Raw genomic sequence first — 25,474 nt, forward strand, 5'->3', positions numbered from 1 at the left:
GCCCGGAGGGCGGGCTCGGCGGCGTCTGGTGCGTGCGATCGCAAGGCGGAGGGTCGCCCCGATACTGGATGTATCGGGGTGATCCCGACAACGCGGCGAGCGGGCGTGCCAGGCGTCGCCGAGCAGGCGGGACTTTCGAAACACGCCCTAGGACAGCGTCTTTACGGGTCATCACCCTTGTGCCACGATGCCTGCCTCTGGGCCCCGGGCCGGTGCGACCACTTCCACGGGGGTGCCGCTGACCGGCCCCGAAGCGAGTGAGGAGCCGTGGCGGGATGAGGGACATCGGGACCGGTGGGCCGGCGCGGGACACGGCCGCTCTGGTCGGTGAGGCCCGGCGGGGGAACGCCCGAGCCCTGGAGGAACTCCTCTCCGCCCACCTGCCGTTGGTATACGGAATCGTGGGCCGCGCGCTCAACGGTCACGCCGACGTCGACGACCTGGTGCAGGAGGTGATGCTGCGGATCGTGCACGCCCTGCCGTCCCTGCGCGACCCGGAGCGGTTCCGTTCGTGGGCGGTGGCCATCACCTACCGGGAGATCCAGCAGCATCAACGGCGGACGTCTCGTGAAAGGTTTCAGCAGCACGAGGTGGAGGCCGTCGCCGATCCGCTCACCGACTTCGCCGAACGCACGGTGGCCGAGCTGGAACTCACCGGTCAGCGCAAGGATCTGGCCCGTGCGGCGCGCTGGCTGGACGAGGACGACCGGCGGCTCCTCGCCCTGTGGTGGGAGGAGGAGGCCGGTCGGCTCGGCCGCGCCGACGTGGCCCGGGCCCTCGGGCTGAAGGCCCGCCACACCGCCGTACGCGTACGGAGGATGAAGCTGCGGCTGGAGGAGGCCCGTACGGTCGTCCGGGCCCTGGCCGCCGAACCCCGCTGCCCTGGGCTGGCCGACGCCGCGCACGGGTGGGACGGCGGTACGAGCGCGCTGTGGCGCAAGCGGCTGACCCGCCATGTGCGGGACTGCCGGGCGTGCGGAGCCCAGGGGGCCGGTCTGGTCGCGCCCGAGAAGCTGCTGCCGGGTCTCGGCCTCATCCCCGTGCCGGGCGGACTGGCGGACGGGGTGCGGCAGTCCGTGGAGGCCGCCTCGTGGTCCGGGCACGCGGCGGCCACCGGGGGGATCCGGGATGTGCTCCACCACTTCACCGCCACCTCGGTGACCGCGGCGGCCGCCGTGCTGGCCGTCGTGGCCGGTGGGCTGACCTATCCGCTGTGGCACTCCCCCGCTCCGTCCCCCCGCTCGGCACCACCCGCGGCGAGCAGTCGCCCCACGCCGTCGGCCGCCCCGACGTCGGCGCGGCCCTCCCCGAGTCCGTCCGCCTCGGTGTCACCGTCCGCCTCCCCTGCCGTGTCGGTGGCGCGTGGTGGGGTCACGGCCATCGGTGTGACCGCCGCGGACGTCTACCTCGCGCCCGGCGGTTCCGACTTGGACGGGGACGGCAGCCGTACGCGTCCCTACGCCACGCTCGCCAAGGCGGCGTCCGTGGTGCGCCCCGGGCAGACGATCGCGATGCGGGGCGGGACCTACCGGCCCACCGAGGGCACGACGCTGACGACCGACGGCACGGCGGGCAGCAGGATCACGCTCAGCAACTACCGCGGGGAGCGGCCCGTGATCGACGCGTCCGGTGTTCCGGCCGGCTCCTGGGCCGTCACCCAGGAAGCGGACGACTGGACGGTGCAGGGGCTGGAGATACGAGGGTCCGGGAGCCACGCGTATGTCTGCGTCAGCTGCCGGAACACGGTGTTCCGGGGGCTGTCGCTGCACGACAACGCGGAATCCGGGCTCACCCTGCGCGACGCCGGCACGGAGGGCAACTCGGTGCTGGACAGCGACTTCTACGCCAACGGGCCGGGAGAGGCTGGCGGGGTCGGCCTCGCGGTCAAGTTCGGTTCGGGTGGGGGGAACACCGTCCGGGGCTGCCGGGCCTTCGGCAACGGCGCCGACGGGTTCGACCTGGGGGGCTTCACCAGTCCGGTGACGGTTCGGGACTCCTGGTCGTACCGCAACGGGAACGGCTTCACGCTCGGCGGCGGCAGGACCACGGCGTCCGTGGCGCATGTACTCCTCGACGACGCGGCCTGGGACAACGCCGGGCTGGGCTTCAACGACGAGGGGAACCCGGGCGCGATCCGTCTGACCCGCACCACCGCGTTCCGTAACGGCACCGGGTTCTATCTGCCGACGGCGGCCGCGGTGCTGAGTGCCAGCGCGGCGGTGGGCAGCGAGGGCGGGAGGGACACGGTGCTCTCGGAGTCCTCCCGGTCCGACGGCAACACCTGGGACGGCGGGAGCGCCGGGCCGCCGACGTTCACGACCACCGACCCGTCGACCGCCGAGGCGCGTCGCGCGGACGACGCCACGCTGCCCAGGACTTCGTTCCTGGCCACGTCCGGAACGGCACCCGGTGCCCGCATGACGGCCGTGGCGGACCCATCCTGATGCCGCCGCCCCAATGGACCGCCCTGTCAACGCCCCTGCGCTGCTCCGCCGTCAGAACCTGCGGTACACGTCGCTCCTGTGACCGAGGTGGACGACCAGGATGACCAGAACCTCGCCCTGCACCTCGTACACGACACGGAAGTCTCCCGCGCGCACGCGGTACAGGCCGTCATGACCGGCCAGCTTCTTCACGTCCGCGTCCTCACGCCATGGGTCGTCGCCGAGAGGCGTGATGGCGGTCAGAATCCGGAGGGCGTCCTGCCGGTCGATCGAGCGGAGCTGGCGCTGAGCGTGAGCGGTAAATCGAAAGGCGTATTTCACGCGGCCGGATCTCCACCCTCGAACAGGTCCGCGAGGAGCTCGGCCATGCCGACCGTCGGGTCGTGCCGGTGTGCCTCGGCTTCGCGCGCGGCCAGCTCGTCGGCTGCGGCATCCAGCGCGTCGAGTACCTCTATGGGCACGAGTGCGGCGACCCGCTTGCCGTTGCGTGTGACGACGGTCGTCTGCCCGGCCTCGGCCCTGTCGATGACGTCGGCCAGGTGGGTGCGAACCTCACGTACGGTCACGGTGTCAGTCATATGAAAAGTGTACACACGATTGCGTACACTCGCCGACGTCCGGAGAGCGGAGGCCCGTGGCTTCTCCACCCCGGCCCTCGCCCTGCTCAGCCCGTGGCGAGCGGCCCCCTCCGTCCGGTGGTGACGCCACCGCGCGGCTCTCCCCGAAGCGGCCGCCCCGCCGTCGTCGTCTGCCGCGGCTGCCGCAGCTGCCGGAACGCTGACGCGCACCACCGCCTTCCGCAACGGCACGGGCTTCCACCTGCCCACGGCAGCCGCCGTGCTGAACGCCGGCGCGGTGCTGAACGCCGGCGCGGCGCTGGACAGAGGCGGCGGGAAGGACGCGGTGCTCTCGGAGTCCTCCCGGCCCGAAGGCAACAGCTGGGACGGCGGGGGCGTCGTCCGCCGAAGGGCTGCGGGCGGTCGACGCGACCCTGCCCGGGACTTCGTTCCTGTCCGCGTCCGAAGGGCACCGGGAGCCCGCATGGAGTCGGCGGGTGGGGCATTCTGAGGGGAGGACATCCGTACGGGGGGACGTGACGATGACGACGGACGAAGGACACGGGGATCTCACGGCGCTGCGCGGCCGGCCCTGGTTCGCCGCGAACGAGGTACTCGCGTTCGTGCTCGAACTCGTGGCGATCGGCGCCCTCGCCTGGTGGGGCTTTACCGCTCCGGAGGGCTCCGTGGCGTCGGTGGCCCTCGGGATCGCGGCTCCCGCGGCGGCCGTCGTCCTGTGGGGACTCTTCGCCGCACCTCGCGCCCGGTTCACGCTGCCCCTCGCCGGGGTGCTCGCCGTGAAGACCCTGGTCCTCGGCGGGGGCGCCGCCGCGGTGTACGGGGCGGGGCACCCGGCGGGGGCCGCCGTCCTCGCCGTGGTCCTGGTGGTCAACACGGGGTGCGCGGAGTACTTCCGCCGACGGTGACGGCCCGCTGGTGAGGCGCCGGGCTCCGGCGCCTCACCAGCGGTTCGGTCAGATCAGGCCCTGCGCCAGCATCGCGTCCGCGACGATCTCGAAACCGGCGATGTTCGCGCCGACCACGTAGTTGCCCGGGCTCCCGTACGTCTCCGCCGTGGTGTGGCAGGAGTCGTGGATGTGGCGCATGATCTGCGCGAGCCGCTCCTCGGTGTGGGCGAAGGTCCAGGAGTCGCGGGAGGCGTTCTGCTGCATCTCCAGGGCGCTGGTGGCCACCCCGCCCGCGTTGGCCGCCTTGCCGGGGGCGAAGGCGACGCCGGCCTCCTGGAGGACGTGGACGGCCTCCGGGGTGGTGGGCATGTTGGCGCCCTCGGCGACCGCCTTGACGCCGTTGCGTACGAGGGCCACGGCGTCGGCCTCGTGGAGCTCGTTCTGGGTGGCGCAGGGCAGGGCCACGTCCACGGGCACGTTCCAGACACCGGGGCCCGGGACGTACCGCACGTGGTCGCCGATCCGCTCGGCGTACTCGGAGATACGGCCGCGGCCGTGCTCCTTGATCTCCTTGAGCAGGGCGACGTCGATGCCCTTCTCGTCGACGACGTAGCCGCCCGAGTCGGAGCAGGTCACCACGGTCGCGCCGAGCTGCTGCGCCTTCTCGATGGCGTAGATGGCGACGTTGCCGGAGCCGGAGACGGCGATCCGCTGGCCGTCGAGGGACTCGCCGCGGGCGCGCAGCATCTCGTCGGTGAACAGGACGCATCCGTAGCCGGTGGCCTCGGTGCGCGCCTGGGCGCCGCCCCATCCGAGGCCCTTGCCGGTGAGCACCCCGGACTCGTAGCGGTTGGTGATCCGCTTGTACTGGCCGAAGAGGTAGCCGATCTCCCGGCCGCCGACACCGATGTCGCCGGCGGGTACGTCGGTGTACTCGCCGAGGTGGCGGTGGAGTTCGGTCATGAAGGACTGGCAGAAGCGCATGACCTCGGCGTCCGACCTGCCCTTGGGATCGAAGTCCGCGCCGCCCTTGCCGCCGCCGATGGGCATGCCGGTGAGGGCGTTCTTGAAGATCTGCTCGAATCCGAGGAACTTCACGATGCCGAGGTTGACCGAGGGGTGGAAGCGGAGTCCGCCCTTGTACGGGCCGAGGGCGCTGGAGAACTCGACGCGGAAGCCGCGGTTGACGTGGATGTCTCCGGAGTCGTCGGACCACGGCACCCGGAAGATGAGCTGGCGTTCGGGCTCGGTGACCCGCTCGATGATGCGGGCATCGACGAGTTCCGGCCGCCGCGCCAGCACGGGGCCGAGGGTTTCGAGGACCTCGCGCACCGCTTGGTGGAATTCGCCCTCGCCCTGGTTGCGGCGGAGGATCTCCGCGTAGAGGGGTTCGATGACGCGGTTCTCGGCGGTGCGCGTGGTGAGGGAGTCGGAACTGGCCGGCATCTGATCAAGACCTTCCGTGGATGGGCTCTTGGTGTCGGCGCTCCCTGCCCTTGGAGGCGCCTTCACCGGTGCACCCGGCAAGTCTCGCAGTGCGATCCGTCCTCGCCCCGGCGACATCCGCGCGGACGGCGGGGTTGTTCGCCCGGTAGGGGCGGCTCTGCACCCTACGTCCGTCCTCAAGGGGCCGGGTATGGCCCGCCTCGTGAGGTACCCACGGGTGAGGGACCTCACAGCCGGAGGAGGACGGCTGTGAGGCCCCGGTCCGGGAGGGCCGGGCCGGCGGACCGGCCGGAAGGGGTGCCCGGTACCCGGACGGCGGGTCAGGCCGCCGCGTTCTCCGTGACGGTGACCCTGCCCTTGCGGATGGTCGCGACCCTGGGCGCCTTGCGGGCGAGGGAGCTGTCGTGGGTGACCATCACGAAGGTCAGCCCGTGTTCCTTCCACAGCCCGTCGAGCAGGTCCATGATCTCGTCCCGCATGGACTCGTCGAGGTTGCCGGTCGGTTCGTCGGCGAGCAGCACCTTGGGCCGCTTGACCAGTGCCCTGGCGATGGCGACGCGCTGCTGCTGGCCGCCGGACATCTCGCTCGGCAGGTGGGTGGGGCGGTCACCGAGGCCGACCGACTCCAGGGCCTCCGCCGCGCGTTCGCGGCGGGCCTTCGCGCCGAGGCCGAGGGGGACGAGGGCGGTCTCGACGTTCTCCTGGGCGGTGAGGGTGGGGATCAGGTTGAAGCTCTGGAACACGAAGCCGATGGATTCGGCCCGGACCTTGGTGAGCCGGGACTCGGGGAGCTTCGCCAGATCGACGCCGTCGAGCTCGATGGTGCCGGCGGTGGGCCGGTCCAGCCCGCCGAGCATCTGGAGGAGCGTCGACTTGCCGCCGCCGGTGGGTCCCTGGATGACGAGCCGTCCGCCGTCCTCGATGGTCAGATCGACACCGGCGAGCGCGTCGACGGGGTTCTTGCCGCGCATGTAGCGCTTGGTGACGCCCTTGAGCTGGTACACGAGTGGACTCCTGCTGTACGTACGGGTGGGGTGGGGCCGCCGCTGGGCCGCCTCGTCCTGACGCGGCCCGCCGAGGCCGGTCCGGGTGCGGTCGTGGAGCGGCCGGGGGCAGCTCTCAGGCGACGCGGCGCAGGGCGTCGGCGGGCCGCAGCCGGGAGGCCCGCCAGCCGCCGAAGGCTCCGGCGATCAGTCCGCCCGCCACCGCGAGGGCGACGGCCACGAGGATCGTGGTGAGGGAGACCGGCGCGGTCAGCGCGATGTCGAGGGTCTTGGACGCGGCCTGCCGGCCGGGGCCGCCGCCGCCCATCGGGCCTCCGCCCATGCCGCCGCGGCCGCCGCCGGTGGAACCGAGCTGGGCGGTGAGGGTGGGGCTGACGGCGGTCACGATGTACGCGCCCGCGAGGCCGATCGCGATACCGAGGACTCCTCCCATCAGGCCGTTGACGAGGGCCTCGCCGATGACCTGCCGGGTGACGCGGCCGCTCTTCCAGCCGAGCGCCTTGAGGGTGCCGAACTCCCGCACGCGGCGGCTGACCGCGGACGAGGTGAGCAGGCCGGCGACGAGGAAGGCGGCGGCCAGGACCACGATGGACAGCCACTTGCCGACGCTGGACGCGAGGTCGGAGGCGGTGGAGAGGGAGCCGGAGACCGTGTCGGCGAGGTCGGCGGAGGTGGTGACCGTCGTGCCGGAGATGTTCTTCTGGATGGCGGCCTTGACGGTGTCGATCGCCTGCGAGTCGGACGCCTGGACGTAGACGGTGGTGATCTTGTCCTTGGAGTCGGCGACGGTCTGCGCCTGCTTCAGCGGGATGTACACGTTGGCGGCCGCGTCACCGCTGTCCGCCGTGGAGACGCCCACGATCGAGTACTTCGTGCCGGAGACGGTGACGGTCTTGCCGACCGCGAGTTCCTTCTCCTTGGCGTACGCGGAGTCGACGACGGCGACCTTCGCGTCGGTCTCGGTGGCCTTGAAGGTCCGGCCCTTGGTGATCTTCGAGGAGGTCAGCGGGCCGAGGTCCTGCTGGGTGACGTCGGTGCCGTAGACGGTGAAGGAGTTCACGTCGAAGGAGGCGCCGCCGCCCTCGACCCGGCCCTGCGGCTGCCCGTTGCCGCCGCCCTGGCCGCCGCCGGGCCCGCCCTGCCCGCCCTGTCCCGAGCTCTGGTCCTGCTTGAACTCACCGCGCCTGAACTGGCCGTCGACCTTCATGACCGTGAGGCTCAGCCCGCCGACGGCGTCGGCGACGCCGTCGGTCTGCCCCACCTTGCCGACGGTGGTGGCCGCGAGGGTCTGGAAGCCCTGGACCATGACCCGGTCGGTGCTCTGGGTCTCGTCCTCGTCGTCCTTGGCGTCGAACTCGAACCGGGGCCGCTCGGTGCCGCCCGAGCCGGGTGCTGCCGCGGCCTTGGTCACCGTCATGTCCGTGCCCAGGCCGTAGAGCGATTCGAGGACCTTGTCCTGGGCCTTGCTCATGCCCGTGGAGACGGAACTGACGATGATGACCAGCGCGATGCCGAGGGCGAGCCCCGAGGCGACGACGAGCGCCGCCTTTCTGCGGCGGCGCAGCTCGCGCCGGAGGTAGGTGAAGAACATGGCGCGAAGGTATGGAGCGGGTGTGATGGGGAGTTAAGGGCGCGATGAGAGCGGGATGAGAAACCCGGGGACGCCGAAGGCGGCGGCGCCCGGTGGTTTCCGGGTGCCGCCGCCTTCGGAGGGGATGGGGCGTGTTCGGGTGGATCAGACGGCGGAGCCGGCGGTCCAGTCCGACCAGCTCATGTTCCAGCCGTTGAGTCCGTTGTCGGGGGCGATGGTCTTGTCCGGGGAGTTGGTGACCACCACCACGTCGCCGATCATGGAGTTGTTGTACATCCAGGCGGCCGGGGTGTTCGGGTCGTCCGCGCCCTTCGTGTCGGACAGGCCGACGCAGCCGTGGCTGGTGTTCGCGCTGCCGAAGATCGACTTGGCGCCCCAGTAGTTGCCGTGGATGAAGGTGCCCGACGTCGACAGCCGCATGGCGTGCGGCACGTCCTTGATGTCGTACTCACCCTTGCCGTCGTCGTCCGTGAAGCCGACCGTCGAACCGTCCATGCGGGTCTCCTTGAACTTCTCGGAGATCACCATCTGGCCGTTGTAGGTCGGGTTGTCGGAGGAACCGGCGGAGATCGGGATGGTCTTGACGGTCTTGCCGTCACGCGTGACGGTCATCGTGTGCGCCTTGGCGTCCACGGTGGAGACCTGGTTGCGGCCGACCTTGAAGGTGACGGTCTTCTGCTGCACGCCGAAGACTCCGTCGGAGCCCTCGACGCCGTCCAGGGCCAGCTTCAGGGTGACGGTGGAGCCGCCCTGCCAGTAGTCCTCGGGGCGCAGGTCGAGACGCTGGTTGTTGAACCAGTGGCCGACGACCTCCTGGCCGCTGCTCGACGTCACCTTGATGCCGTCCTGGACCGCCTTGCGGTCGGTGATCGGCTTGTTGAAGTTGATCGAGACGGGCATGCCCACGCCGACGGTGGAACCGTCCTCGGGGGTGAAGTTCCCGATGAAGCTGTTCTCCGGCGAGACCGTCGTGAACGAGCTGTTGGCGTGCGCCTCACGGCCGTCGGAGTCGGCCGCCGTGGCGCTGATCTTGTACGTCGTCGAGCGTTCCAGCTGACCGCTCGGCTTCCAGCTGGAGCCGTCCGCGGCGAGGGTGCCGTCGACGGCGTCGCCGTCCGCGGTGGTCATGGTGACCGAGGTCAGCTTGCCCTTGGCGACGGTGACGATCGCGGCGTTGTTGATGCTGGCGTTGGTCGCCCCGTTCTTCGGCGCGATCGTTATCTGCGCCTCGGAGGTGTCCTTAGCCGCGGCCTCGTCCACCTGGGCCTGTGACGCCTTGGAGCTCTCGGCGCTCGCACCCGGGGCACTGCCGCCGTCGTCGCTGCAGGCCGAAAGCACCAGCACGCCGCCGAGCAGTGCGGACGCGGCCATGAGGCCCTTGCGCCGCTTGCTGTCCGTCATCACACGCTTCTCCATCGTTGCCGATTCCCCAAGATCCCCGGACAGGGTCGCCCGACGGCGTTTCCCCGTCAATGTTCCAAGAACACCGTGACCGGGTCTTCCGTTCCACATCCACCGGAGATGTGGGGAACACCACTCATCGACGCTCCGGGGGCCACGGCGGTTCCCGCCACCTGTGAGGAGTGCCCCGGGGGCGTCAGCGTTCCGTACGGCCTCCGCCTTCTTCGTCGTCGGTCTCATTGTCCTCGATCCCGTAGTAGGCCTCGTCCCCGTCCTCTCCTGCCGCCCAGCCCTCGTCCTCGGGGTCGTAGTCGATGGTCTCGCTGCTCCAGGAGGCCTGGGCCAGTTCGACCCCGGGTACCTGGCTGACCAGGTCGAACGGGTCGATCAGCGAGGCGAGGGCCTCCGCTGCGTCTTCCCTGACGGTCTCCTCGGCATGCGTGCGTTCCTCGGCGGACTCGTCGGCGGCGGCGCCGGCCGCGGTGAAGTCGGCCGCGATGCTCTCCAGCGCGGTTCCGGTCAGGGCGTCGGGGTCGCTGACCTCCAGCACGAGCTCCACCTGGAGCCGGACGTACGAAGGTGTCTGTGAAGTGCTCATACGCCGGAGAGTAAGGCCGCGGGAGCGGTGGGTTTCCACCGACCCGCTGCACGGGCCGGCGCGTGCCCGCGATCGGCGGCGGAGGGGAGCGTTCCGGCTGCCGCGACGACGCTGACAACCGGGGGGTCCGGCCGTTAGCATCGGCCCACGGGGGCCAACTGATGTTCGTCGCAAGGGGATCGATTCCGTGTCCGTCGCTCGTCGCACCCTGCTGACCACCACGGCGGCAGGCACCCTGCTCTGCGCCCTCTGGTTCGTCCCCTCCGCCAACGCGACGGGCGACACGGGCCCGGCCAAGGACCCGGCGGACTACCGGCAGGCTTCCGCGGCGGGGGAGTTGACCGCCCGGGACACCCTGGCCGACACCGGCACGGGCATCGACACGACCCCCTACCTGATCGGCGGCACGGCCTTCCTGTGCGTCGGTGCGGGCTTCGTCGCCCACTCGGCGCGCCGCGGCGCCTCCGCGGGGCGGTACATCTGAGCGCCGGGGCCGCCGCGGCCCCCGAAGGGGTACGGCGGCCCGCGTGCGGCGCCCCGGGGTTCAGTCCAGCGGGCCCGTCACCGCCTCCACTGCCGAGACCAGCCGCCCCTCCCGCACGAAGGCGTCCGCGGCGGCCAGGTCCGGAGCGAGGAACCGGTCCGGTCCCGGCCCCTGGACGCCGGCCGCCCGCAGTGCCGCGACGACGGCCTGCGAGGCGGGTGCCGGGGTCAGCCCTTCGGCGGCGCGCAACTCCACCGCGCGGGCCGCGGCGTACAGCTCGACGGCGACGATCCTGGCGAGGCCCGAGACGGCGGTACGCAGCTTCCGCGCGGCGGACCAGCCCATGGAGACGTGGTCCTCCTGCATCGCGGAGGACGGGATCGAGTCCACCGAGGCCGGGACGGCGAGCCTCTTCAGCTCGCTGACCAGCGCGGCCTGGGTGTACTGGGCGATCATCAGCCCCGAGTCGACCCCCGCGTCGTCGGCGAGGAACGGCGGCAGGCCGTGCGACCGGTTCTTGTCCAGCAGGCGGTCCGTGCGGCGCTCGGTGATGGATCCGAGGTCGGCGGCGACGATCGCCAGGAAGTCGAGGACGTAGGCGACGGGCGCCCCGTGGAAGTTCCCGTTGGACTCGACCCGGCCGTCCTCGGGCAGCACGACCGGGTTGTCGACGGCCGAGGCCAGTTCGCGCTCCGCGACGAGCAGGCCGTGCGCGAGGGTGTCCCGCCCGGCGCCGTTGACCTGCGGGGCGCAGCGGACCGAGTAGGCGTCCTGGACCCGGGGCGCGTCGTCCTGGTGGTGACCGGTGAGGCCCGAACCGGCGAGCACACGCAGCATGTTGGCGGCGGAGACGCCCTGCCCGGGGTGGGGGCGGATGGCGTGCAGCTCGGGGGCGAGGACCTTCTCGGTGCCGAGGAGCGCCTCCAGGGAGAGCGCCGCGGTGATGTCCGCGCTGGTGTAGAGGCTCTTCAGGTCGGCCAGGGCCATGACGAGCATGCCCAGCATGCCGTCGGTGCCGTTGAGGAGGGCGAGGCCCTCCTTCTCGCGGAGTTCGACCGGGGCGATGCCGTGGGCGGCGAGGAGTTCCCCGGCCGGCCGCACGGTGCCGTCGGGTCCTTCGGCGTCGCCCTCGCCCATCAGGGTCAGGGCGCAGTGCGAGAGGGGCGCGAGGTCGCCGGAGCAGCCGAGCGAGCCGTACTCGTGGACGACGGGGGTGATGCCCGCGTTGAGGACGTCCGCCATGGTCCGCGCGACCTCGGGGCGTACGCCGGTGTGGCCGGAGGCCAGCGTCTTCAGGCGCAGGAACATCAGCGCGCGGACGACCTCGCGCTCGACGCGGGGCCCCATGCCGGCGGCGTGCGAGCGGACGATGTTGCGCTGGAGCTGTGCCCGCAGGCCGGGGCCGATGTGCCGGCTGGCGAGGGCCCCGAAGCCGGTCGAGACGCCGTAGACCGGCTCCGGCTTGGCGGCCAGCGCGTCGACGATCTCCCGGGCGGTGGCGAGCGCTTCGACGGCGGCTGCGGAGAGTTCGACCCGGGCTCCCTCGCGGGCCACGGCGATGACGTCCTCGGGGGTGGTGCCGGACGTCCCCACCACGACTGTGTGCATATCCATATTCAGAAGCGTACGGACTGAAACCACTCATGTCACCAGTGGTCCCGGGGTTGACCCCTTACCGGTCGCCACCGGGCGGGTTCCCGCGCAGCCTCCGGCGGTCGTGCGGGGAGCGGGGCGGGGAGTCCGCGAGACGGATCACCTCGCCGTCGCGGCCCGCGACGACCGGACGCCGGGAGTGCGCGGCCTTCGCCTGGTACTGCGCGGCGTCCGCCAGCCGGAAGAGGCGCCGGGCGGACTGGACGGGGCCGATGTCGTCGCCGGTGGAGGCGACGCCGCAGGCCACCCCGTCACCGAGCTCCAGGGCCACGGCCCGGGCGCACAGCTCCTCGGAGACCCGGACCACGTCGTCGGCCGCCGGACCGACGGCCAGCAGGCAGAACTCGTCCCCTCCCAGGCGCGCGGACAGCGCTCCCGGCAGCATCGCCCCGCAGAGGGAGAGGACGGAGCCGAATCGTTCCAGCAGCCGGTCGCCGACGGCGTGGCCATGGGTGTCGTTCACCGTCTTGAGGCCGTTCAGATCACAGACGACCAGGCTGACCACAGCGCCCTCGGCACGGTGCAGGTCAACCGCCTCGTCCAGCCTGAGATCGACGGCCCTCCGGTTCGCCAGGCCGGTCAGCGGGTCCGTGAAGGCCAGCTTGCGGACCTCCTCGAGCCGCTCGGTCTGCGCGATGCCGGCGGCCACGACGGCGGCCAGCACGGTCGCGAAGTCGGCGTCGTCGCGGCCGAACACCGGCGCCCCCGCCGGGCGGGCCACGTAGAGCTCCCCCCAGGCCCGGCCGTGCAGCACGATCGGCGCCACCACGCAGCAGCCGCGTCCGCGCCGGCGCAGCGCCGCCACACGCTGGTGGCAGTAGGGGCGGGTTCCCCGGGCGGGCGCACCCTGGGCCGGCGCCCCGTCGACGGTCTCCACCCAGGCGTCGGGCTCACCGCCGCCGGCCCAGCGCTCGTGCAGGAACTCGGTGATCTCCGGGAACTGGTGCACGGGGTAGGACTCGCCGTCGGGGAACTCCTCCTCGCCCTCGGCCAGCTCCCCCACGTTGACCAGTACGCGCAGCCTGCCCTGCTCCCGCTCCCACACCGAGAGAGCGGCGAAGCTGCCGCCCAGCGCCTCGCACGCCCCCAGCGCCGCCGCGCGCCAGGACTCACGCGGGGTGTAGGCCGCCGCCATCGTCTGTGCCAGCGCAACCACGGCGCGCAGCCGCGCATCTTCACCGCCCATCGCACCAGCTTAGGTAGTTTTGCGATGATTTGATCAACTGGCCGCGCTGATGATCTTCAGGCCCTCGCCGGCCGCTCACTCACCCGGCCAGTCCGGCCTCCGCTTCTCGTTGAAGGCGGCCACTCCTTCGGCCCGGTCCCCGGAGAAGGCCACGGAACGCCAGGCGGCGTCCTCGACCTCCAGCCCGGCCCGGAGATCGAGCCCCTGCCCCAGCCGCAGCGCCCGCTTCGCGGCCCGGAGCCCCACCGGGGAGTTCGCCGCGATCCGGGCGCCGAGGGCGAGCGCAGCCTCCCGGTCCCGGCCCTCCTCGACCAGCTCGTCGATAAGCCCCAGCTCGCGCGCCTCGACCGCCTCGACCCTGCGGGCGGTGAAGACCAGCTCGGCGGCGCGCGCCGCGCCCACCCGGCGCGGCAGCAGCTGCGTACCGCCGCCGCCGGGGATGACCCCGACGGAAACCTCGGGCAGGCCCACCACGGCGGTGCGGTCGGCCACGATCACGTCGCAGGACAGCGCGAGCTCGAAGCCGCCCCCGAGCGCGAAGCCGTGCACGGCGGCGACGACCGGCATCGGCAGCTCCAGGACGCCGGTGTACGCGGCCCTGGCCGTGGGACGCTGGCGCAGCAGGTCGGCGTCGGTGAAGGAGTTCCGCTCCTTCAGGTCCGCGCCCACGCAGAAGGCGCGCTCATGGCTGGAGGTGAGCACGGTCGCCCGCACCCCCGAATCCGCGCCGAGGGCGTCGCACGCCTCCACGAGGGACCGCGCCATGGCGGTGCTCACCGCGTTCATCGCCTTGGGACGGTCGAGCACCAGCTCGGCCACGTACTCCTGGCCCTCGTGCCGCCGTACGACGACGAACTCCCCGAACCTCTGCTCCGACGCGACACCCATGGCTGCACCCCTCCGGTTAACGAGCGTTACCGGGATCCTAGGCAGCCGGGCTCCCGCCCTCAACGGCCCGGTGGACCGGAAGGGCGCCGGTGTCCGGGCAGCGGGCCGCTCGGTGGCGGCTCAGGACGCGGGCTTGCCCCTGCGGGCCAGCAGCCAGGGCTCGACGACGCCCAGGCCGCGGACCGGCCGCTGCCACATCGGCTGGAGGCCGAAGCGGTACGCGGGCGGGGGCGGCTCCTCGTCCGGGGCGCGGCCCTCCTTCTCCGCCAGCCGGGCCCGCTCGGCCGCGGCCGCCAGGTCCTCGGCCGCCTGGGCCTCGGAGGCGGGGGCGTCGCCGTTGCGCTTGAGCTCCTCGGCGAAGGCGCCGTCCACCAGCACGGCGTCCTTCGGCGCTATCGAGGTGAGCCGGCTGGCCAGGTTGACCGTCGTGCCGAATACGTCGCCCATGCGCGTGGTGACGGTGCCGAAGGCGATACCGACCCGCAGCGAGGGCATCGTGGTGTCCTGCGCCATCGCCTCCACCAGCCGGAGCGCGATCTCGCCCGCCGTGCCGGCGTCGTCGGCGGCGAACAGGACCTCGTCGCCCAGGGTCTTGATGAGCCGCCCGCCGTGGGCGGCGACCAGGTCCGCGGAGGTCGTCTCGAAGGCCTCGACGAGCTCGCCGAGCTCCTCCTCCTCCAGCCGGCGGGTCAGCCGGGTGAAGCCGACGAGGTCGGCGAAGCCCACGGCGAGCCGCCGGTCCACCATCTCCTCGTCGTCGGCGGCCTGCACGACCCGGCCGGTGGCGGCGGCGAGCTGGCGCCGCCACACGTAGACGAGGAACTCCTGCAGCTCGGGCAGGAGCAGCTCGACCAGGGGGTAGGTGACCTCGGTCCGGGTCATGCCCGGCTCGGGGGGCTCCGTCAGGCCCTCCAGGAAGGAGTCGATCTGCCATTCGGCCAGCCGGGCGGTGGTCTGCCCCGTCGAGCGGGCCACCTGGATCGCCATCGGCTCACTGAGCAGTCCGGCCTCCACGAGGCCGGCCAGGCGGCGCAGCGCCAGGACGTCGGCCTCGGTGAGCGCCTTGGCCTGCCCGATGTCGGCGAAGCCCATCGCCCGCCAGAAGCGGGACGCGAGGTCCATGGAGACCCCGGCGGTCCTCGCCGCCTGGAACGGCGTGTAGCGGCGGTCCGCGCCCAGGATCAGAGCCTCCAGCCGGATGGCCAGGGGGTCGTCCGTCGGTTCCGCCGTGTGGTCGACCTCGTGATGCGGTGTCGAGTGGACCGACCGTTCCGGCGAGGGCTCCGCGCCGTCGCCGGAGTTGGTGTCGTCGACGGTCACCGGCCGCCTCCTGCCCGTTCCGTGCGCACTGCCCTGCCGATCTGTCGCTGGATCGCCTCAACGATACGGCAGATGTGCCGTGGCTCACGTCCCCGGTGGGCCGGTCGCGGATCCGTCATACGTGACATCACCCGTATGTGCCGAAGGCCGGGATCAGGTGAGGCCTCCGTCCTTCCCGCGCAGGTGGACGATGTCGCCCGCCGAGACGGGCTCCTGGAGTCCGTCGCCCGTGGCGAGCACGAGCCGCCCGTCACCGTCGATGGCGACGGCCTCGCCGACGACGGACCTGTCACCCGGGAGTTCCGCGCGGACCGTGCGGTCGAGCGTGGCGCACCCCGCGGCGTAGGCGGCCTGGAGGCCGCTCTCGGCGGCGTCGCCGTCGGCGTCCCGCCACTGCCCGTACCACTGTTCCAGTGACCGGAGGACGGCCCGCAGCAGCGTCTCGCGGTCGGTGGAGACGGCTCCGGCGAGCGCGAGCGAGCCGGCGTGCGGGGCGGGCAGCTCGGCGGCGCGCAGGGACACGTTGAGGCCGATACCGACGACGACGCCCTTCCCGGCGCGCTCGGCGAGGATCCCGCCGGTCTTGCGTTCGGTGCCGTCGATGGTGACCAGCAGGTCGTTGGGCCATTTCAGTGCCATGTCGACGCCGGCGGACTGCGCGAGGCCCGTGGCGGCCGCGACGCCCGCCAGCAGCGGCAGCCAGCCCCAGCGGTGGACGGGTACGTCACCGGGGGTCAGGTAGACGGAGAGGAAGATGCCCGAGCGGGGCGGTGCCGTCCAGGTCCGGTCGAGCCGCCCGCGCCCCGCGGTCTGCTCCTCCGCGACGAGTACGGCACCCTCGGCCGGCTCTCCTCGGGCGGCCAGGGCCGCGAGGTCCGAATTGGTGGAGCCGGTCGCCTCCACGACGTCGAGGGAGGTCCACAGACCGTCGGGGCGCAGCAGTCCGCGACGCAGCGCGGCGACGTTCAGCGGGGGCCGGTCGAGGTCCGACCAGCGGTTGTGCGGCACATCGGGAGGTGTCATGAAACCCAGATTAGGTGTGGCCAACGACGCACTGCCGAACCGTATCGGCGCCGATACGCTACGGGTCAGTAGCCGGCCGCGGACCGGCGGGCCGCCGTCGAGCACGTACCGGCCCGGCAGTTCGGCCGGATGTACCAGTCGTCCCCAGGCAGGGAGCCGCCACCCGATGTCCGAGCCGCAGAGCGACATCCACACCACCGCCGGCAAGATCGCGGACCTGCAGCGCCGTATCGAAGAGGCCACGCACGCAGGTTCCGCCCGCGCCGTCGAGAAGCAGCACGCGAAGGGCAAGTTGACCGCCCGTGAGCGGGTCGAGCTGCTGCTCGACGAAGGTTCCTTCGTGGAGCTCGACGAGTTCGCGCGGCACCGGTCCACCAACTTCGGCATCGAGAAGAACCGCCCCTACGGGGACGGGGTGGTCACCGGGTACGGCACGGTCGACGGCCGTCCCGTCTGCGTGTACTCGCAGGACTTCACCATCTTCGGCGGCTCGCTCGGCGAGGTCTACGGCGAGAAGATCGTCAAGGTCATGGACTTCGCGATGAAGACCGGCTGCCCCGTGATCGGCATCAACGACGGCGGCGGCGCGCGCATCCAGGAGGGTGTCGTGGCGCTCGGCCTGTTCGCCGAGATCTTCCGCCGCAACGTCCACGCCTCCGGTGTCGTGCCGCAGATCTCACTGATCGTCGGGCCGTGCGCGGGCGGGGCGGTCTACTCCCCCGCGATCACCGACTTCACGGTCATGGTCGACCAGACCTCGCACATGTTCATCACCGGCCCCGACGTCATCAAGACGGTCACCGGCGAGGACGTCGGCTTCGAGGAGCTGGGCGGCGCGCGCACCCACAACACGACGTCCGGGGTCGCCCACCACATGGCGGGCGACGAGAAGGACGCCATCGAGTACGTGAAGTCGCTGCTGTCCTACCTGCCGTCGAACAACCTCTCCGAGGCTCCCGCCTTCCCGGAGGAGGCCGACCTCGCGACCACGGACGAGGACCGCGAGCTCGACTCGCTCATCCCGGACTCGGCGAACCAGCCGTACGACATGCACACCGCCATCGAGCACGTCCTCGACGACGCGGAGTTCCTGGAGACCCAGGCCCTGTTCGCGCCGAACATCATCACCGGTTTCGGGCGCGTCGAGGGCTACCCCGTCGGCATCGTCGCCAACCAGCCGATGCAGTTCGCCGGCTGCCTGGACATCGACGCGTCCGAGAAGGCCGCCCGCTTCGTCCGCACCTGCGACGCGTTCAACATCCCCGTCATCACCTTCGTGGACGTGCCGGGGTTCCTGCCGGGCGTCGACCAGGAGTACGGCGGCATCATCCGGCGCGGCGCCAAGCTGATCTACGCCTACGCGGAGGCGACCGTCCCGCTGATCACGGTCATCACCCGCAAGGCCTTCGGCGGGGCCTACGACGTCATGGGCTCCAAGCACCTGGGCGCCGACCTGAACCTGGCCTGGCCCACCGCGCAGATCGCGGTGATGGGCGCGCAGGGCGCCGTGAACATCCTGCACCGCCGCACCATCGCCGCCGCCGACGACCCCGACGCCACCCGCGCCGAGCTGATGACCGACTACGAGGACGCCCTCCTCAACCCGTACGTAGCCGCCGAGCGCGGTTACGTCGACGCGGTGATCATGCCCTCGGACACCCGGGCCCACCTGGTGAAGGGGCTGCGCCAGCTGCGTACGAAGCGCGAGTCGCTGCCCCCGAAGAAGCACGGCAACATCCCGCTCTGATCCGCCCGACCCGACCACCACCGGGAGTCACCATGATCAAGGTCGTCCGGGGAAATCCGACCCCTGAGGAGCTCGCCGCGGCCCTCGCCGTGGTCCGCGCGCGTGCGGCGGCGGCAGCCGTGCCCGCGGGTGCCCCGCTGCCGCCCGAGCAGTGGTCCGACCCCGGGCGGATCGCCCGCCGGGGGGCGCTCCGTCCGGGCCCCAGGTCCTGGGCGCGGACGTACTGGCCCTCCTGAGGGCGGCGGACGCGGGGGCGGCGCTTGAGTACACGTACTCAGGCGCCGCTCCCGCGCCGGGAGCACCATCGGAACCATGCTGTGGTCCGACCCGGAGAACGAACCGCCGAAGGAACTGCGTGACGCCCAGGACATGATGCGCCGCGCGGGGCTGCTGCTGGCACTGGCCATGGTGGTGGCGATGTTCGTCCTGGGGACCCGCTGACGCCGCCGCCGGGCCCCGTCCCGCCGTTCCGTATCCGGGCCTCCGGGGCGCCCGGACGCGCCTACGATGGCGGTATGACTGATCAGCGCCGCCTCGTGCTCGGCTCCGCCTCCCCCGCCCGTCTCGGCCTCCTGCGCCAGGCCGGACTCGCCCCCGAGGTGATCGTCAGCGGCGTGGACGAGGACGCGATCACCGCCCCGACCCCGGGTGAGCTGGCGCTCGTCCTGGCGGAGGCCAAGGCCGCCGCGGTGGCGGAGCGCCCCGAGGCGGCGGGCGCCCTCGTCGTCGGCTGCGACTCGGTGCTCGAGCTGGACGGCGAGGCGTACGGCAAGCCCGCCGACGCCGAGGAGGCCACCGCCCGCTGGAAGTCCATGCGCGGCAGGTCCGGCATCCTGCAGACGGGCCACTGCGTCGTCGACACCGCCACGGGGCGTACGGTCTCGGCGACCGCGTCCACCGTCGTCCGCTTCGGCGAGCCGACCCACGCCGAGATCGCGGCCTACGTCGCCTCGGGCGAACCGCTGCACGTGGCGGGGGCGTTCACGCTGGACGGACGCTCGGCCCCCTTCGTCGAGGCGATCGAGGGGAGCCACGGCAACGTCATCGGGCTCTCGCTGCCCCTGCTGCGCCGGCTTCTGGGTGAACTGGACGTCTCCATCACCGACTTGTGGGTGTGAGCGGCCCGCTCACGCCGCTGCGGGGGCCTTCTCCGCGCCCTGCCCGCCGGCCACCGCCGCCGGCTCGCGCCGGTCGAACGCCATCAGGGTCAGCACGATGAGGGCGAGCACGACCATCAGGAAGGCGAAGGCCGCCCAGCCGATCAGCCCCACCGCCAGCGCGCCCAGCACCCCGTGGACGACCGCGCAGGCGATGAGGGCGATCCGGCCGAACCGGCCAGGCGCCCGGTCGCGTATGCCCGCCAGCAGGGGTATCAGCCCGCACAGCAGGAGCAGCGCCCCGGAGACACCGCCCATCACCCAGGTGCCGGTGACCATGGCGTCAGGATCCATCCCCGCCAGGGACATGCTCTGGTTGCCGGCGACCGTCGCGAGGACGCCGTTGACGAGCACGATGCCCACGGCCTCCACGAACAGAACGATCGCGGTCACGAAGGCCACTGGTCTGCGCAGCACGGCGCCACCCCCTGTTACCTGCAGTACGTACGGTAGGTAGCGCGGACCCTACATGGGGGTACCCCCTGCTCGTGAAGAGCCCGGGGGACGGTAATGCTCCGGACAAGGGGCTGCGCACCGCCCGCGGCGCACCGGCGGCCGAGGCAAAGATTCCATCGGCCGTTCGTAGGGAGTCCACAAAGAAACGTCGCGCGCCGTTGACCGTACAGACAGAGACTTGAGCCACACTTCATGGCTACTGTGCGGTTGAGGAACCCGGCGTACCGTGGTGCGACAAGGGATTTCGCGACTCGAGCAACCCTCGAATCACACTCCGTGTGGGCAAGTTCACTATTGGGGACGGGTCGTACGGCCGTGTCGGTAGTCCCTAAACTCAGCTTGTTCTCAAGGAGGGAGTCATCGTGCGCAAGGTGCTCATCGCCAACCGTGGCGAAATCGCTGTCCGCGTTGCTCGGGCTTGCCGGGATGCCGGAATCGCGAGCGTAGCCGTCTACGCCGATCCGGACCGGGACGCTCTGCACGTACGCGCGGCCGACGAGGCGTTCGCTCTGGGCGGTGACACCCCGGCTGCCAGCTATCTGGACATGGCCAAGGTGATCCAGGCCGCCAAGGACTCCGGTGCGGACGCCGTCCACCCCGGTTACGGCTTCCTCTCGGAGAACGCCGAGTTCGCCCAGGCCGTGCTGGACGCCGGGCTGACGTGGATCGGCCCGCCGCCGCACGCCATCCGCGACCTCGGCGACAAGGTCGCCGCCCGCCACATCGCGCAGCGCGCCGGTGCCCCGCTGGTCGCCGGCACCCCGGACCCCGTCTCGGGCTCCGAGGAGGTCGTGGCGTTCGCTAAGGAGCACGGCCTGCCGATCGCCATCAAGGCTGCCTTCGGCGGTGGCGGACGCGGCCTGAAGGTCGCCCGCACCCTCGAAGAGGTCCCGGAGCTCTACGACTCCGCGGTCCGTGAGGCGGTGGCCGCGTTCGGCCGCGGCGAGTGCTTCGTCGAGCGCTACCTCGACAAGCCCCGCCACGTGGAGACCCAGTGCCTGGCCGACCAGCACGGCAACGTGGTCGTCGTCTCCACCCGTGACTGCTCGCTCCAGCGCCGCCACCAGAAGCTCGTGGAGGAGGCCCCCGCCCCCTTCCTGTCCGAGGCTCAGGTGGAGCAGCTGTACTCCGCCTCCAAGGCCATCCTCAAGGAGGCCGGCTACGTCGGCGCCGGCACCGTCGAGTTCCTCGTCGGCATGGACGGCACGATCTCCTTCCTGGAGGTCAACACCCGCCTCCAGGTGGAGCACCCGGTCACCGAGGAGGTCGCCGGGATCGACCTGGTGCGCGAGATGTTCCGGATCGCCGACGGCGAGGAGCTCGGTTACGGCGACCCGGACCTGCGCGGCCACTCCTTCGAGTTCCGCATCAACGGCGAGGACCCGGGCCGCGGTTTCCTGCCCGCGCCCGGCACCGTCACCACCTTCGCCCCGCCCACCGGCCCCGGCGTCCGCCTGGACGCGGGCGTGGAGTCGGGCAGCGTCATCGGCCCGGCCTGGGACTCCCTGCTGGCCAAGCTGATCGTGACCGGCCGCACCCGCCAGGAGGCCCTGCAGCGCGCCGCCCGCGCGCTGGAGGAGTTCCAGGTCGAGGGCATGGCCACGGCGATCCCCTTCCACCGCGCGGTGGTCCGCGACCCGGCGTTCGCACCGGAGCTCACCGGCTCGGCCGACCCCTTCACGGTCCACACCCGCTGGATCGAGACCGAGTTCGTCAACGAGATCCCGCCGTTCACCGTGCCCGGTGACGTGGACGCCGACGAGGAGTCCGGCCGCGAGACCGTCGTCGTCGAGGTCGGCGGCAAGCGCCTCGAGGTCTCCCTGCCGTCCTCGCTCGGCATGAGCCTCGCGCGTACCGGCCTCGCCGCGGGTGCCAAGCCCAAGCGCCGTGCCGCCAAGAAGGCCGGCTCCGCCGCCTCCGGCGACACCCTCGCCTCCCCGATGCAGGGCACGATCGTCAAGATCGCCGTCGAGGAGGGCCAGGAGGTCAAGGAGGGCGACCTCGTCGTCGTCCTCGAGGCGATGAAGATGGAGCAGCCGCTCAACGCGCACCGCTCCGGGACCGTCAAGGGCCTCTCGGCCGAGGTCGGCACGTCGGTCTCCTCCGGCGCGGCGATCTGCGAGATCAAGGACTGATCCCCGCCCTTCACCCACCGGGGGCCCGGCACACGCCGGGCCCCCGGTGGCATCCTGGGACGCGGAGCGAGGACCAGGAGGAGACGGCGATGAGCACGGCATCGACACCGGCCAGGCCGATGCGCGCCGACGCGCGCCGTAACCACGACCGGCTGCTGCGCGAGGCCCGCGCCTCCTTCGCGGCGCACGGCACGGACGCCTCGCTGGAGGACGTCGCGCGGCGCGCGGGCGTCGGCATCGGCACGCTCTACCGGCACTTCCCCAACCGCCAGGCCCTGATGAACGCGGTGTTCCAGGAGGCGCTCTCCGCGCTGCTCGACCGCTCCCGCGAGCTGGCGCGGGCAGCTCAGCCGTGCGCCGCGCTCGTGGAGTGGCTGGGCGCGATCGTGACCCACGCGGGCGAGTACCGCGGCCTGGCCCAGGCCCTCATGTCGGCCCCCGGGGACGCGAACTCGGCGCTGACGTCCTGTCATGTGCCGCTGCGTCAGGCGGGGGCACGGCTGCTGGCCCGGGCGCAGTCGAGCGGCTCGGTGCGGCCGGACGTGTCGATCGACGACCTGCTCCAGCTGACCAACGCCATCGCGCTGGCCGCCGAGCAGACCCCGGCCGATCCGGCCCTGGCCGACCGCCTGCTGCGGCTGACGCTCCGCGGCCTGAAGGCCGATCAGCCCGGCCCGGCGGCCCCGTAGAACCCGTGGCCCGGCGGCCCCGTAGAACCCGTGGCCCGGCGGCCCCGTAGAACCCGTGGCCCGGCGGCCCCGTAGAACCCGTGGCCCGGCGGCCCCGTGGAACCCGTCCGGCGGCGGGACGGGCCGACGGGGCCCGTCAGCGGCGTCGCATGTCCGCGACCCGGCCCACCGGACCGTCCGAGAGGGCCGACGCGCTCCGCAGCTGCGCTCCGAGGCCGCCCGGTCCTCCGTGGCCGCCCTGGGTGCGGCGCTGGCCGGGCAGCGGCATGTCCTGCCGCGGCTGCCGTCCCGCCGGCATGGCCTCACCGGCGGCGGACTCCACCTCCGGGCCCGCCACCGTGATCTCCACACCCTGGTCGGCCAGCGCCTGGAGTTCGGTGGCCGCACGCTCGTCGTGCACCGGCGGCTCGTCCGTCACCAGGCGGGTGATCAGCTCCGTCGGCACGGTCTGGAACATGGTGTCCGAACCGAGCTTGGTGTGGTCCGCCAGGACGACGACCTCGGCGGCCGCCTGGACCAGCGCCCGGTCCACGCTCGCGGAGAGCATGTTGGAGGTGGACAGCCCGCGCTCGGCGGTCAGCCCGCTCCCGGACAGGAAGGCACGGGTCACCCGCAGCCCCTGGAGGGACTGCTCGGCACCGCTGCCGACGAGCGCGTAGTTGCTCCCGCGCAGCGTCCCGCCCGTCATCACCACCTCCACCCTGTTGGCGTGGGCCAGCGCCTGGGCGACCAGCAGCGAGTTGGTGACCACGGTCAGCCCCGGCACCCGCGCGAGCCGGCGGGCCAGCTCCTGGGTGGTCGTGCCGGCGCCGACCACGATGGCCTCGCCCTCACCGACCAGCCCGGCGGCCAGGTCGGCGATGGCCGTCTTCTCCGCGGTCGCGAGATGGGATTTCTGCGGAAAGCCGGACTCCCGCGTAAAACCGCCCGGCAAGACCGCACCGCCGTGCCGGCGGTCGAGGAGTCCTTCTGCCTCCAGTGCCCGCACGTCCCGCCGTACGGTCACTTCGGAGGTCTGGACGACGCGGGCGAGCTCACGGAGCGATACCGCCCCGTTGGCGCGCACCATTTCGAGGATCAATTGACGACGTTCTGCAGCGAACACGAAACTGACAGTAACCTGGCCGTACGTTGCTTTTCAGCAGTTTGCGCCGAATAAGAGAAGTTGTGCATGGACGGGGCCCCCTAGTGGTATAGGGGCCCCGTCGCCTTGCGGCCGGTGTGTGCCGGACGGGCGCTACGCCTCGTCGGCCGTCTTGCGGGTGTGCAGCTGGCGGGCCACCTCGGCGATCGAGCCGGAGAGGGACGGATAGACCGTGAAGGCGTTCGCGATCTGCTCCACCGTCAGGTTGTTGTCCACGGCGAGCGAGATCGGGTGGATCAGCTCGCTGGCCCTCGGGGCGACGACGCAGCCGCCGACGACGATCCCGGTGCCGGGCCGGCAGAAGATCTTGACGAAGCCGTCCCGGATGCCCTGCATCTTGGCGCGCGGGTTGCGCAGGAGCGGCAGCTTCACGACACGTGCGTCGATCCTGCCGGAGTCGACGTCGGCCTGGCTGTAACCGACGGTGGCGATCTCCGGGTCGGTGAAGACGTTCGCGGAGACCGTCTTCAGGTTCAGCGGCGCCACCGCGTCGCCGAGGAAGTGGTACATCGCGATCCGGCCCTGCATCGCCGCGACGGAGGCCAGGGCGAAGACCCCGGTGACGTCGCCCGCCGCGTACACGCCGGGGGCGCTGGTACGCGAGACCCGGTCGGTGCGGATGTGGCCGGACTCCTTGAGCTGGACCCCCGCCTCCTCCAGTCCCATCCCCGCGGTGTTGGGGATCGCGCCGACCGCCATCAGGCAGTGGGTGCCGGTGATGACCCGGCCGTCGGCCAGCGTGACCTCGACACGGTCGCCGACGCGCTTGGCGGCCTGGGCGCGGGAGCGGGCCATGACGTTCATGCCGCGGCGCCGGAAGACGTCCTCCAGGACCGCTGCGGCGTCCGGGTCCTCGCCGGGGAGCACGCGGTCGCGGGAGGACACGAGGGTGACCCGCGAGCCGAGCGCCTGGTAGGCGCCGGCGAACTCGGCGCCGGTGACACCCGATCCGACCACGATGAGCTCCTCGGGGAGCTCGTCCAGGTCGTAGACCTGCGTCCAGTTGAGGATGCGCTCGCCGTCGGGCTGCGCGTCCGGGATCTCCCGGGGGTGGCCGCCGGTCGCGATCAGCACCGCGTCGGCGGTGAGCCGCTCCTCGGTGCCGTCCGCGGCGGTCACGACGACCTGGCGCGATCCGTCGGCGGCCTGGAGCCCTTCGAGCCGGCCGCGGCCGCGCACCACTCGGGCGCCCGCGCGGGTGACCGAGGCGGTGATGTCGTGGGACTGGGCGAGCGCGAGGCGCTTGACCCTCCGGTTGACCTTGCCGAGGTCCACGCCGACCACCCGGGCGGCCTGCTCGATGTGCGGGGTGTCGTCGGCGACGATGATGCCGAGCTCCTCGTAGGAGGAGTCGAAGGTGGTCATCACCTCGGCCGTCGCGATCAGGGTCTTGGAGGGTACGCAGTCGGTCAGGACCGACGCGCCGCCGAGACCGTCGCAGTCGACGACGGTCACCTCCGCGCCGAGCTGGGCGCCGACCAGTGCCGCTTCGTAGCCGCCGGGGCCGCCGCCGATGATCACGATCCGGGTCACGAAAAGTCCGCCTCGCGTGGTGTCATCCCACGGCCGTCTGCCGCCCCGGCCGGGGGTCCGGGGGATCGCCCCGGCGTATGCAGTACGTAGTTCATTGTCCCGCACGCAAC

The 25,474-nt window shown here is 72.1% G+C and carries 24 protein-coding genes; 9 read left to right on the top strand and 15 right to left on the bottom strand.

Features of this window, described 5'->3' with window-relative positions; translation table 11 throughout:
- Window positions 1–275: 275 nt before the first annotated feature.
- The gene (locus ACFXOA_RS05125; protein WP_385022721.1) at window positions 276–2,444 is read left to right on the top strand and encodes a sigma-70 family RNA polymerase sigma factor; all 2,169 of its coding nucleotides are present in this window, start codon (window positions 276–278) and stop codon (window positions 2,442–2,444) included.
- Between the two features lie 51 nt (window positions 2,445–2,495).
- On the opposite strand, the gene ACFXOA_RS05130 is transcribed toward ACFXOA_RS05125, so the two are convergent.
- Window positions 2,496–2,765, bottom strand: coding sequence for a type II toxin-antitoxin system RelE/ParE family toxin (locus tag ACFXOA_RS05130; protein WP_385022723.1), 270 nt, complete (start codon window positions 2,763–2,765; stop codon window positions 2,496–2,498).
- On the bottom strand, window positions 2,762–3,022 hold the full coding sequence (locus ACFXOA_RS05135; protein WP_385022726.1) for a type II toxin-antitoxin system Phd/YefM family antitoxin: 261 nt from the start codon (window positions 3,020–3,022) through the stop codon (window positions 2,762–2,764). Before ACFXOA_RS05135 ends, ACFXOA_RS05130 begins: the two co-directional genes overlap by 4 nt.
- 521 nt (window positions 3,023–3,543) lie before the next feature.
- On the opposite strand from ACFXOA_RS05135, the gene ACFXOA_RS05140 reads away from it, so the two are divergent.
- Complete coding sequence (locus tag ACFXOA_RS05140) at window positions 3,544–3,927, top strand: YrdB family protein (protein WP_385022729.1); 384 nt, start codon at window positions 3,544–3,546, stop codon at window positions 3,925–3,927.
- Between the two features lie 48 nt (window positions 3,928–3,975).
- On the opposite strand, the gene gdhA is transcribed toward ACFXOA_RS05140, so the two are convergent.
- From gdhA to ACFXOA_RS05165, 5 genes are all read right to left on the bottom strand, one after another.
- Window positions 3,976–5,355 carry an NADP-specific glutamate dehydrogenase gene (gene gdhA / locus ACFXOA_RS05145; protein WP_385022732.1) on the bottom strand — a complete coding sequence of 460 codons (1,380 nt, stop codon included), beginning with the start codon at window positions 5,353–5,355 and terminating at the stop codon, window positions 3,976–3,978.
- Between the two features lie 320 nt (window positions 5,356–5,675).
- Complete coding sequence (locus ACFXOA_RS05150; RefSeq protein ID WP_385022735.1) at window positions 5,676–6,359, bottom strand: ABC transporter ATP-binding protein; 684 nt, start codon at window positions 6,357–6,359, stop codon at window positions 5,676–5,678.
- Window positions 6,360–6,474: 115 nt separating this feature from the next.
- Window positions 6,475–7,950, bottom strand: coding sequence for an ABC transporter permease (locus ACFXOA_RS05155; protein ID WP_385022738.1), 1,476 nt, complete (start codon window positions 7,948–7,950; stop codon window positions 6,475–6,477).
- Between the two features lie 144 nt (window positions 7,951–8,094).
- Window positions 8,095–9,366, bottom strand: coding sequence for an Ig-like domain-containing protein (locus ACFXOA_RS05160; RefSeq protein ID WP_385022740.1), 1,272 nt, complete (start codon window positions 9,364–9,366; stop codon window positions 8,095–8,097).
- 181 nt (window positions 9,367–9,547) lie between these two features.
- Entirely contained in the window at window positions 9,548–9,949 is a 402-nt protein-coding gene (locus ACFXOA_RS05165) for a hypothetical protein (RefSeq protein ID WP_385022743.1), read from the bottom strand.
- 187 nt (window positions 9,950–10,136) lie between these two features.
- On the opposite strand from ACFXOA_RS05165, the gene ACFXOA_RS05170 reads away from it, so the two are divergent.
- Window positions 10,137–10,433, top strand: a complete 297-nt coding sequence (locus ACFXOA_RS05170; protein ID WP_385022746.1) for a hypothetical protein — start codon at window positions 10,137–10,139, stop codon at window positions 10,431–10,433.
- 60 nt (window positions 10,434–10,493) lie between these two features.
- Here ACFXOA_RS05170 and hutH read toward each other — a convergent pair whose 3' ends face one another.
- From hutH to ACFXOA_RS05195, 5 genes are all read right to left on the bottom strand, one after another.
- Complete coding sequence (gene hutH, locus ACFXOA_RS05175; RefSeq protein WP_385022749.1) at window positions 10,494–12,047, bottom strand: histidine ammonia-lyase; 1,554 nt, start codon at window positions 12,045–12,047, stop codon at window positions 10,494–10,496.
- Between the two features lie 58 nt (window positions 12,048–12,105).
- The gene (locus ACFXOA_RS05180) at window positions 12,106–13,272 is read right to left on the bottom strand and encodes a diguanylate cyclase domain-containing protein (protein ID WP_385022752.1); all 1,167 of its coding nucleotides are present in this window, start codon (window positions 13,270–13,272) and stop codon (window positions 12,106–12,108) included.
- Between the two features lie 75 nt (window positions 13,273–13,347).
- On the bottom strand, window positions 13,348–14,160 hold the full coding sequence (locus ACFXOA_RS05185; protein WP_385022755.1) for an enoyl-CoA hydratase/isomerase family protein: 813 nt from the start codon (window positions 14,158–14,160) through the stop codon (window positions 13,348–13,350).
- Between the two features lie 120 nt (window positions 14,161–14,280).
- Window positions 14,281–15,480, bottom strand: a complete 1,200-nt coding sequence (locus ACFXOA_RS05190) for an adenylate/guanylate cyclase domain-containing protein (protein ID WP_385022757.1) — start codon at window positions 15,478–15,480, stop codon at window positions 14,281–14,283.
- 153 nt (window positions 15,481–15,633) lie between these two features.
- Window positions 15,634–16,503 carry a biotin--[acetyl-CoA-carboxylase] ligase gene (locus ACFXOA_RS05195; RefSeq protein WP_385022760.1) on the bottom strand — a complete coding sequence of 290 codons (870 nt, stop codon included), beginning with the start codon at window positions 16,501–16,503 and terminating at the stop codon, window positions 15,634–15,636.
- Between the two features lie 166 nt (window positions 16,504–16,669).
- On the opposite strand from ACFXOA_RS05195, the gene ACFXOA_RS05200 reads away from it, so the two are divergent.
- From ACFXOA_RS05200 to ACFXOA_RS05215, 4 genes are all read left to right on the top strand, one after another.
- A complete protein-coding gene (locus tag ACFXOA_RS05200; RefSeq protein ID WP_385022763.1) occupies window positions 16,670–18,250 on the top strand; it encodes an acyl-CoA carboxylase subunit beta in 1,581 nt (526 codons plus the stop codon).
- A gap of 32 nt (window positions 18,251–18,282) precedes the next feature.
- Window positions 18,283–18,486: an acyl-CoA carboxylase subunit epsilon gene (locus ACFXOA_RS05205; RefSeq protein ID WP_385022766.1), complete on the top strand. Its 204-nt coding sequence runs from the start codon at window positions 18,283–18,285 to the stop codon at window positions 18,484–18,486.
- A gap of 76 nt (window positions 18,487–18,562) precedes the next feature.
- A complete protein-coding gene (gene mmpB / locus ACFXOA_RS05210) occupies window positions 18,563–18,691 on the top strand; it encodes a morphogenic membrane protein MmpB (RefSeq protein ID WP_362538840.1) in 129 nt (42 codons plus the stop codon).
- 74 nt (window positions 18,692–18,765) lie between these two features.
- On the top strand, window positions 18,766–19,368 hold the full coding sequence (locus ACFXOA_RS05215) for a nucleoside triphosphate pyrophosphatase (protein WP_385022769.1): 603 nt from the start codon (window positions 18,766–18,768) through the stop codon (window positions 19,366–19,368).
- Between the two features lie 9 nt (window positions 19,369–19,377).
- Here ACFXOA_RS05215 and ACFXOA_RS05220 read toward each other — a convergent pair whose 3' ends face one another.
- Complete coding sequence (locus ACFXOA_RS05220) at window positions 19,378–19,824, bottom strand: hypothetical protein (RefSeq protein WP_385022772.1); 447 nt, start codon at window positions 19,822–19,824, stop codon at window positions 19,378–19,380.
- Between the two features lie 401 nt (window positions 19,825–20,225).
- Here ACFXOA_RS05220 and ACFXOA_RS05225 point away from each other — a divergent pair, with 401 nt between their 5' ends.
- Together ACFXOA_RS05225 and ACFXOA_RS05230 are read left to right on the top strand one after the other, a co-directional pair.
- Entirely contained in the window at window positions 20,226–21,998 is a 1,773-nt protein-coding gene (locus ACFXOA_RS05225; RefSeq protein ID WP_385022775.1) for an acetyl/propionyl/methylcrotonyl-CoA carboxylase subunit alpha, read from the top strand.
- 89 nt (window positions 21,999–22,087) lie between these two features.
- A complete protein-coding gene (locus ACFXOA_RS05230) occupies window positions 22,088–22,687 on the top strand; it encodes a TetR/AcrR family transcriptional regulator (RefSeq protein ID WP_385022778.1) in 600 nt (199 codons plus the stop codon).
- A 136-nt stretch (window positions 22,688–22,823) separates the two neighbouring features.
- On the opposite strand, the gene ACFXOA_RS05235 is transcribed toward ACFXOA_RS05230, so the two are convergent.
- Both ACFXOA_RS05235 and ACFXOA_RS05240 read right to left on the bottom strand, forming a co-directional pair.
- Complete coding sequence (locus ACFXOA_RS05235) at window positions 22,824–23,792, bottom strand: DeoR/GlpR family DNA-binding transcription regulator (protein WP_385022781.1); 969 nt, start codon at window positions 23,790–23,792, stop codon at window positions 22,824–22,826.
- 132 nt (window positions 23,793–23,924) lie between these two features.
- Window positions 23,925–25,364, bottom strand: coding sequence for an NAD(P)H-quinone dehydrogenase (locus ACFXOA_RS05240; protein ID WP_385022784.1), 1,440 nt, complete (start codon window positions 25,362–25,364; stop codon window positions 23,925–23,927).
- Between the last annotated feature and the right edge of the window lie 110 nt (window positions 25,365–25,474).

The sequence above is a fragment of the Streptomyces sp. NPDC059166 genome (assembly GCF_042755185.1).
Lineage (GTDB): Bacteria > Actinomycetota > Actinomycetes > Streptomycetales > Streptomycetaceae > Streptomyces.

Coding starts and splice junctions, on each gene's coding strand:
- ACFXOA_RS05125 (WP_385022721.1), top strand. CDS start 276: ATGAGGGACATCGGGACCGGTGGGCCGGCGCGGGACACGGCCGCTCTG.
- ACFXOA_RS05135 (WP_385022726.1), bottom strand. CDS start 3,022: ATGACTGACACCGTGACCGTACGTGAGGTTCGCACCCACCTGGCCGAC.
- ACFXOA_RS05140 (WP_385022729.1), top strand. CDS start 3,544: ATGACGACGGACGAAGGACACGGGGATCTCACGGCGCTGCGCGGCCGG.
- gdhA (WP_385022732.1), bottom strand. CDS start 5,355: ATGCCGGCCAGTTCCGACTCCCTCACCACGCGCACCGCCGAGAACCGC.
- ACFXOA_RS05155 (WP_385022738.1), bottom strand. CDS start 7,950: ATGTTCTTCACCTACCTCCGGCGCGAGCTGCGCCGCCGCAGAAAGGCG.
- ACFXOA_RS05160 (WP_385022740.1), bottom strand. CDS start 9,366: ATGGAGAAGCGTGTGATGACGGACAGCAAGCGGCGCAAGGGCCTCATG.
- ACFXOA_RS05165 (WP_385022743.1), bottom strand. CDS start 9,949: ATGAGCACTTCACAGACACCTTCGTACGTCCGGCTCCAGGTGGAGCTC.
- hutH (WP_385022749.1), bottom strand. CDS start 12,047: ATGGATATGCACACAGTCGTGGTGGGGACGTCCGGCACCACCCCCGAG.
- ACFXOA_RS05180 (WP_385022752.1), bottom strand. CDS start 13,272: ATGGGCGGTGAAGATGCGCGGCTGCGCGCCGTGGTTGCGCTGGCACAG.
- ACFXOA_RS05185 (WP_385022755.1), bottom strand. CDS start 14,160: ATGGGTGTCGCGTCGGAGCAGAGGTTCGGGGAGTTCGTCGTCGTACGG.
- ACFXOA_RS05195 (WP_385022760.1), bottom strand. CDS start 16,503: ATGACACCTCCCGATGTGCCGCACAACCGCTGGTCGGACCTCGACCGG.
- ACFXOA_RS05200 (WP_385022763.1), top strand. CDS start 16,670: ATGTCCGAGCCGCAGAGCGACATCCACACCACCGCCGGCAAGATCGCG.
- ACFXOA_RS05205 (WP_385022766.1), top strand. CDS start 18,283: ATGATCAAGGTCGTCCGGGGAAATCCGACCCCTGAGGAGCTCGCCGCG.
- mmpB (WP_362538840.1), top strand. CDS start 18,563: ATGCTGTGGTCCGACCCGGAGAACGAACCGCCGAAGGAACTGCGTGAC.
- ACFXOA_RS05215 (WP_385022769.1), top strand. CDS start 18,766: ATGACTGATCAGCGCCGCCTCGTGCTCGGCTCCGCCTCCCCCGCCCGT.
- ACFXOA_RS05230 (WP_385022778.1), top strand. CDS start 22,088: ATGAGCACGGCATCGACACCGGCCAGGCCGATGCGCGCCGACGCGCGC.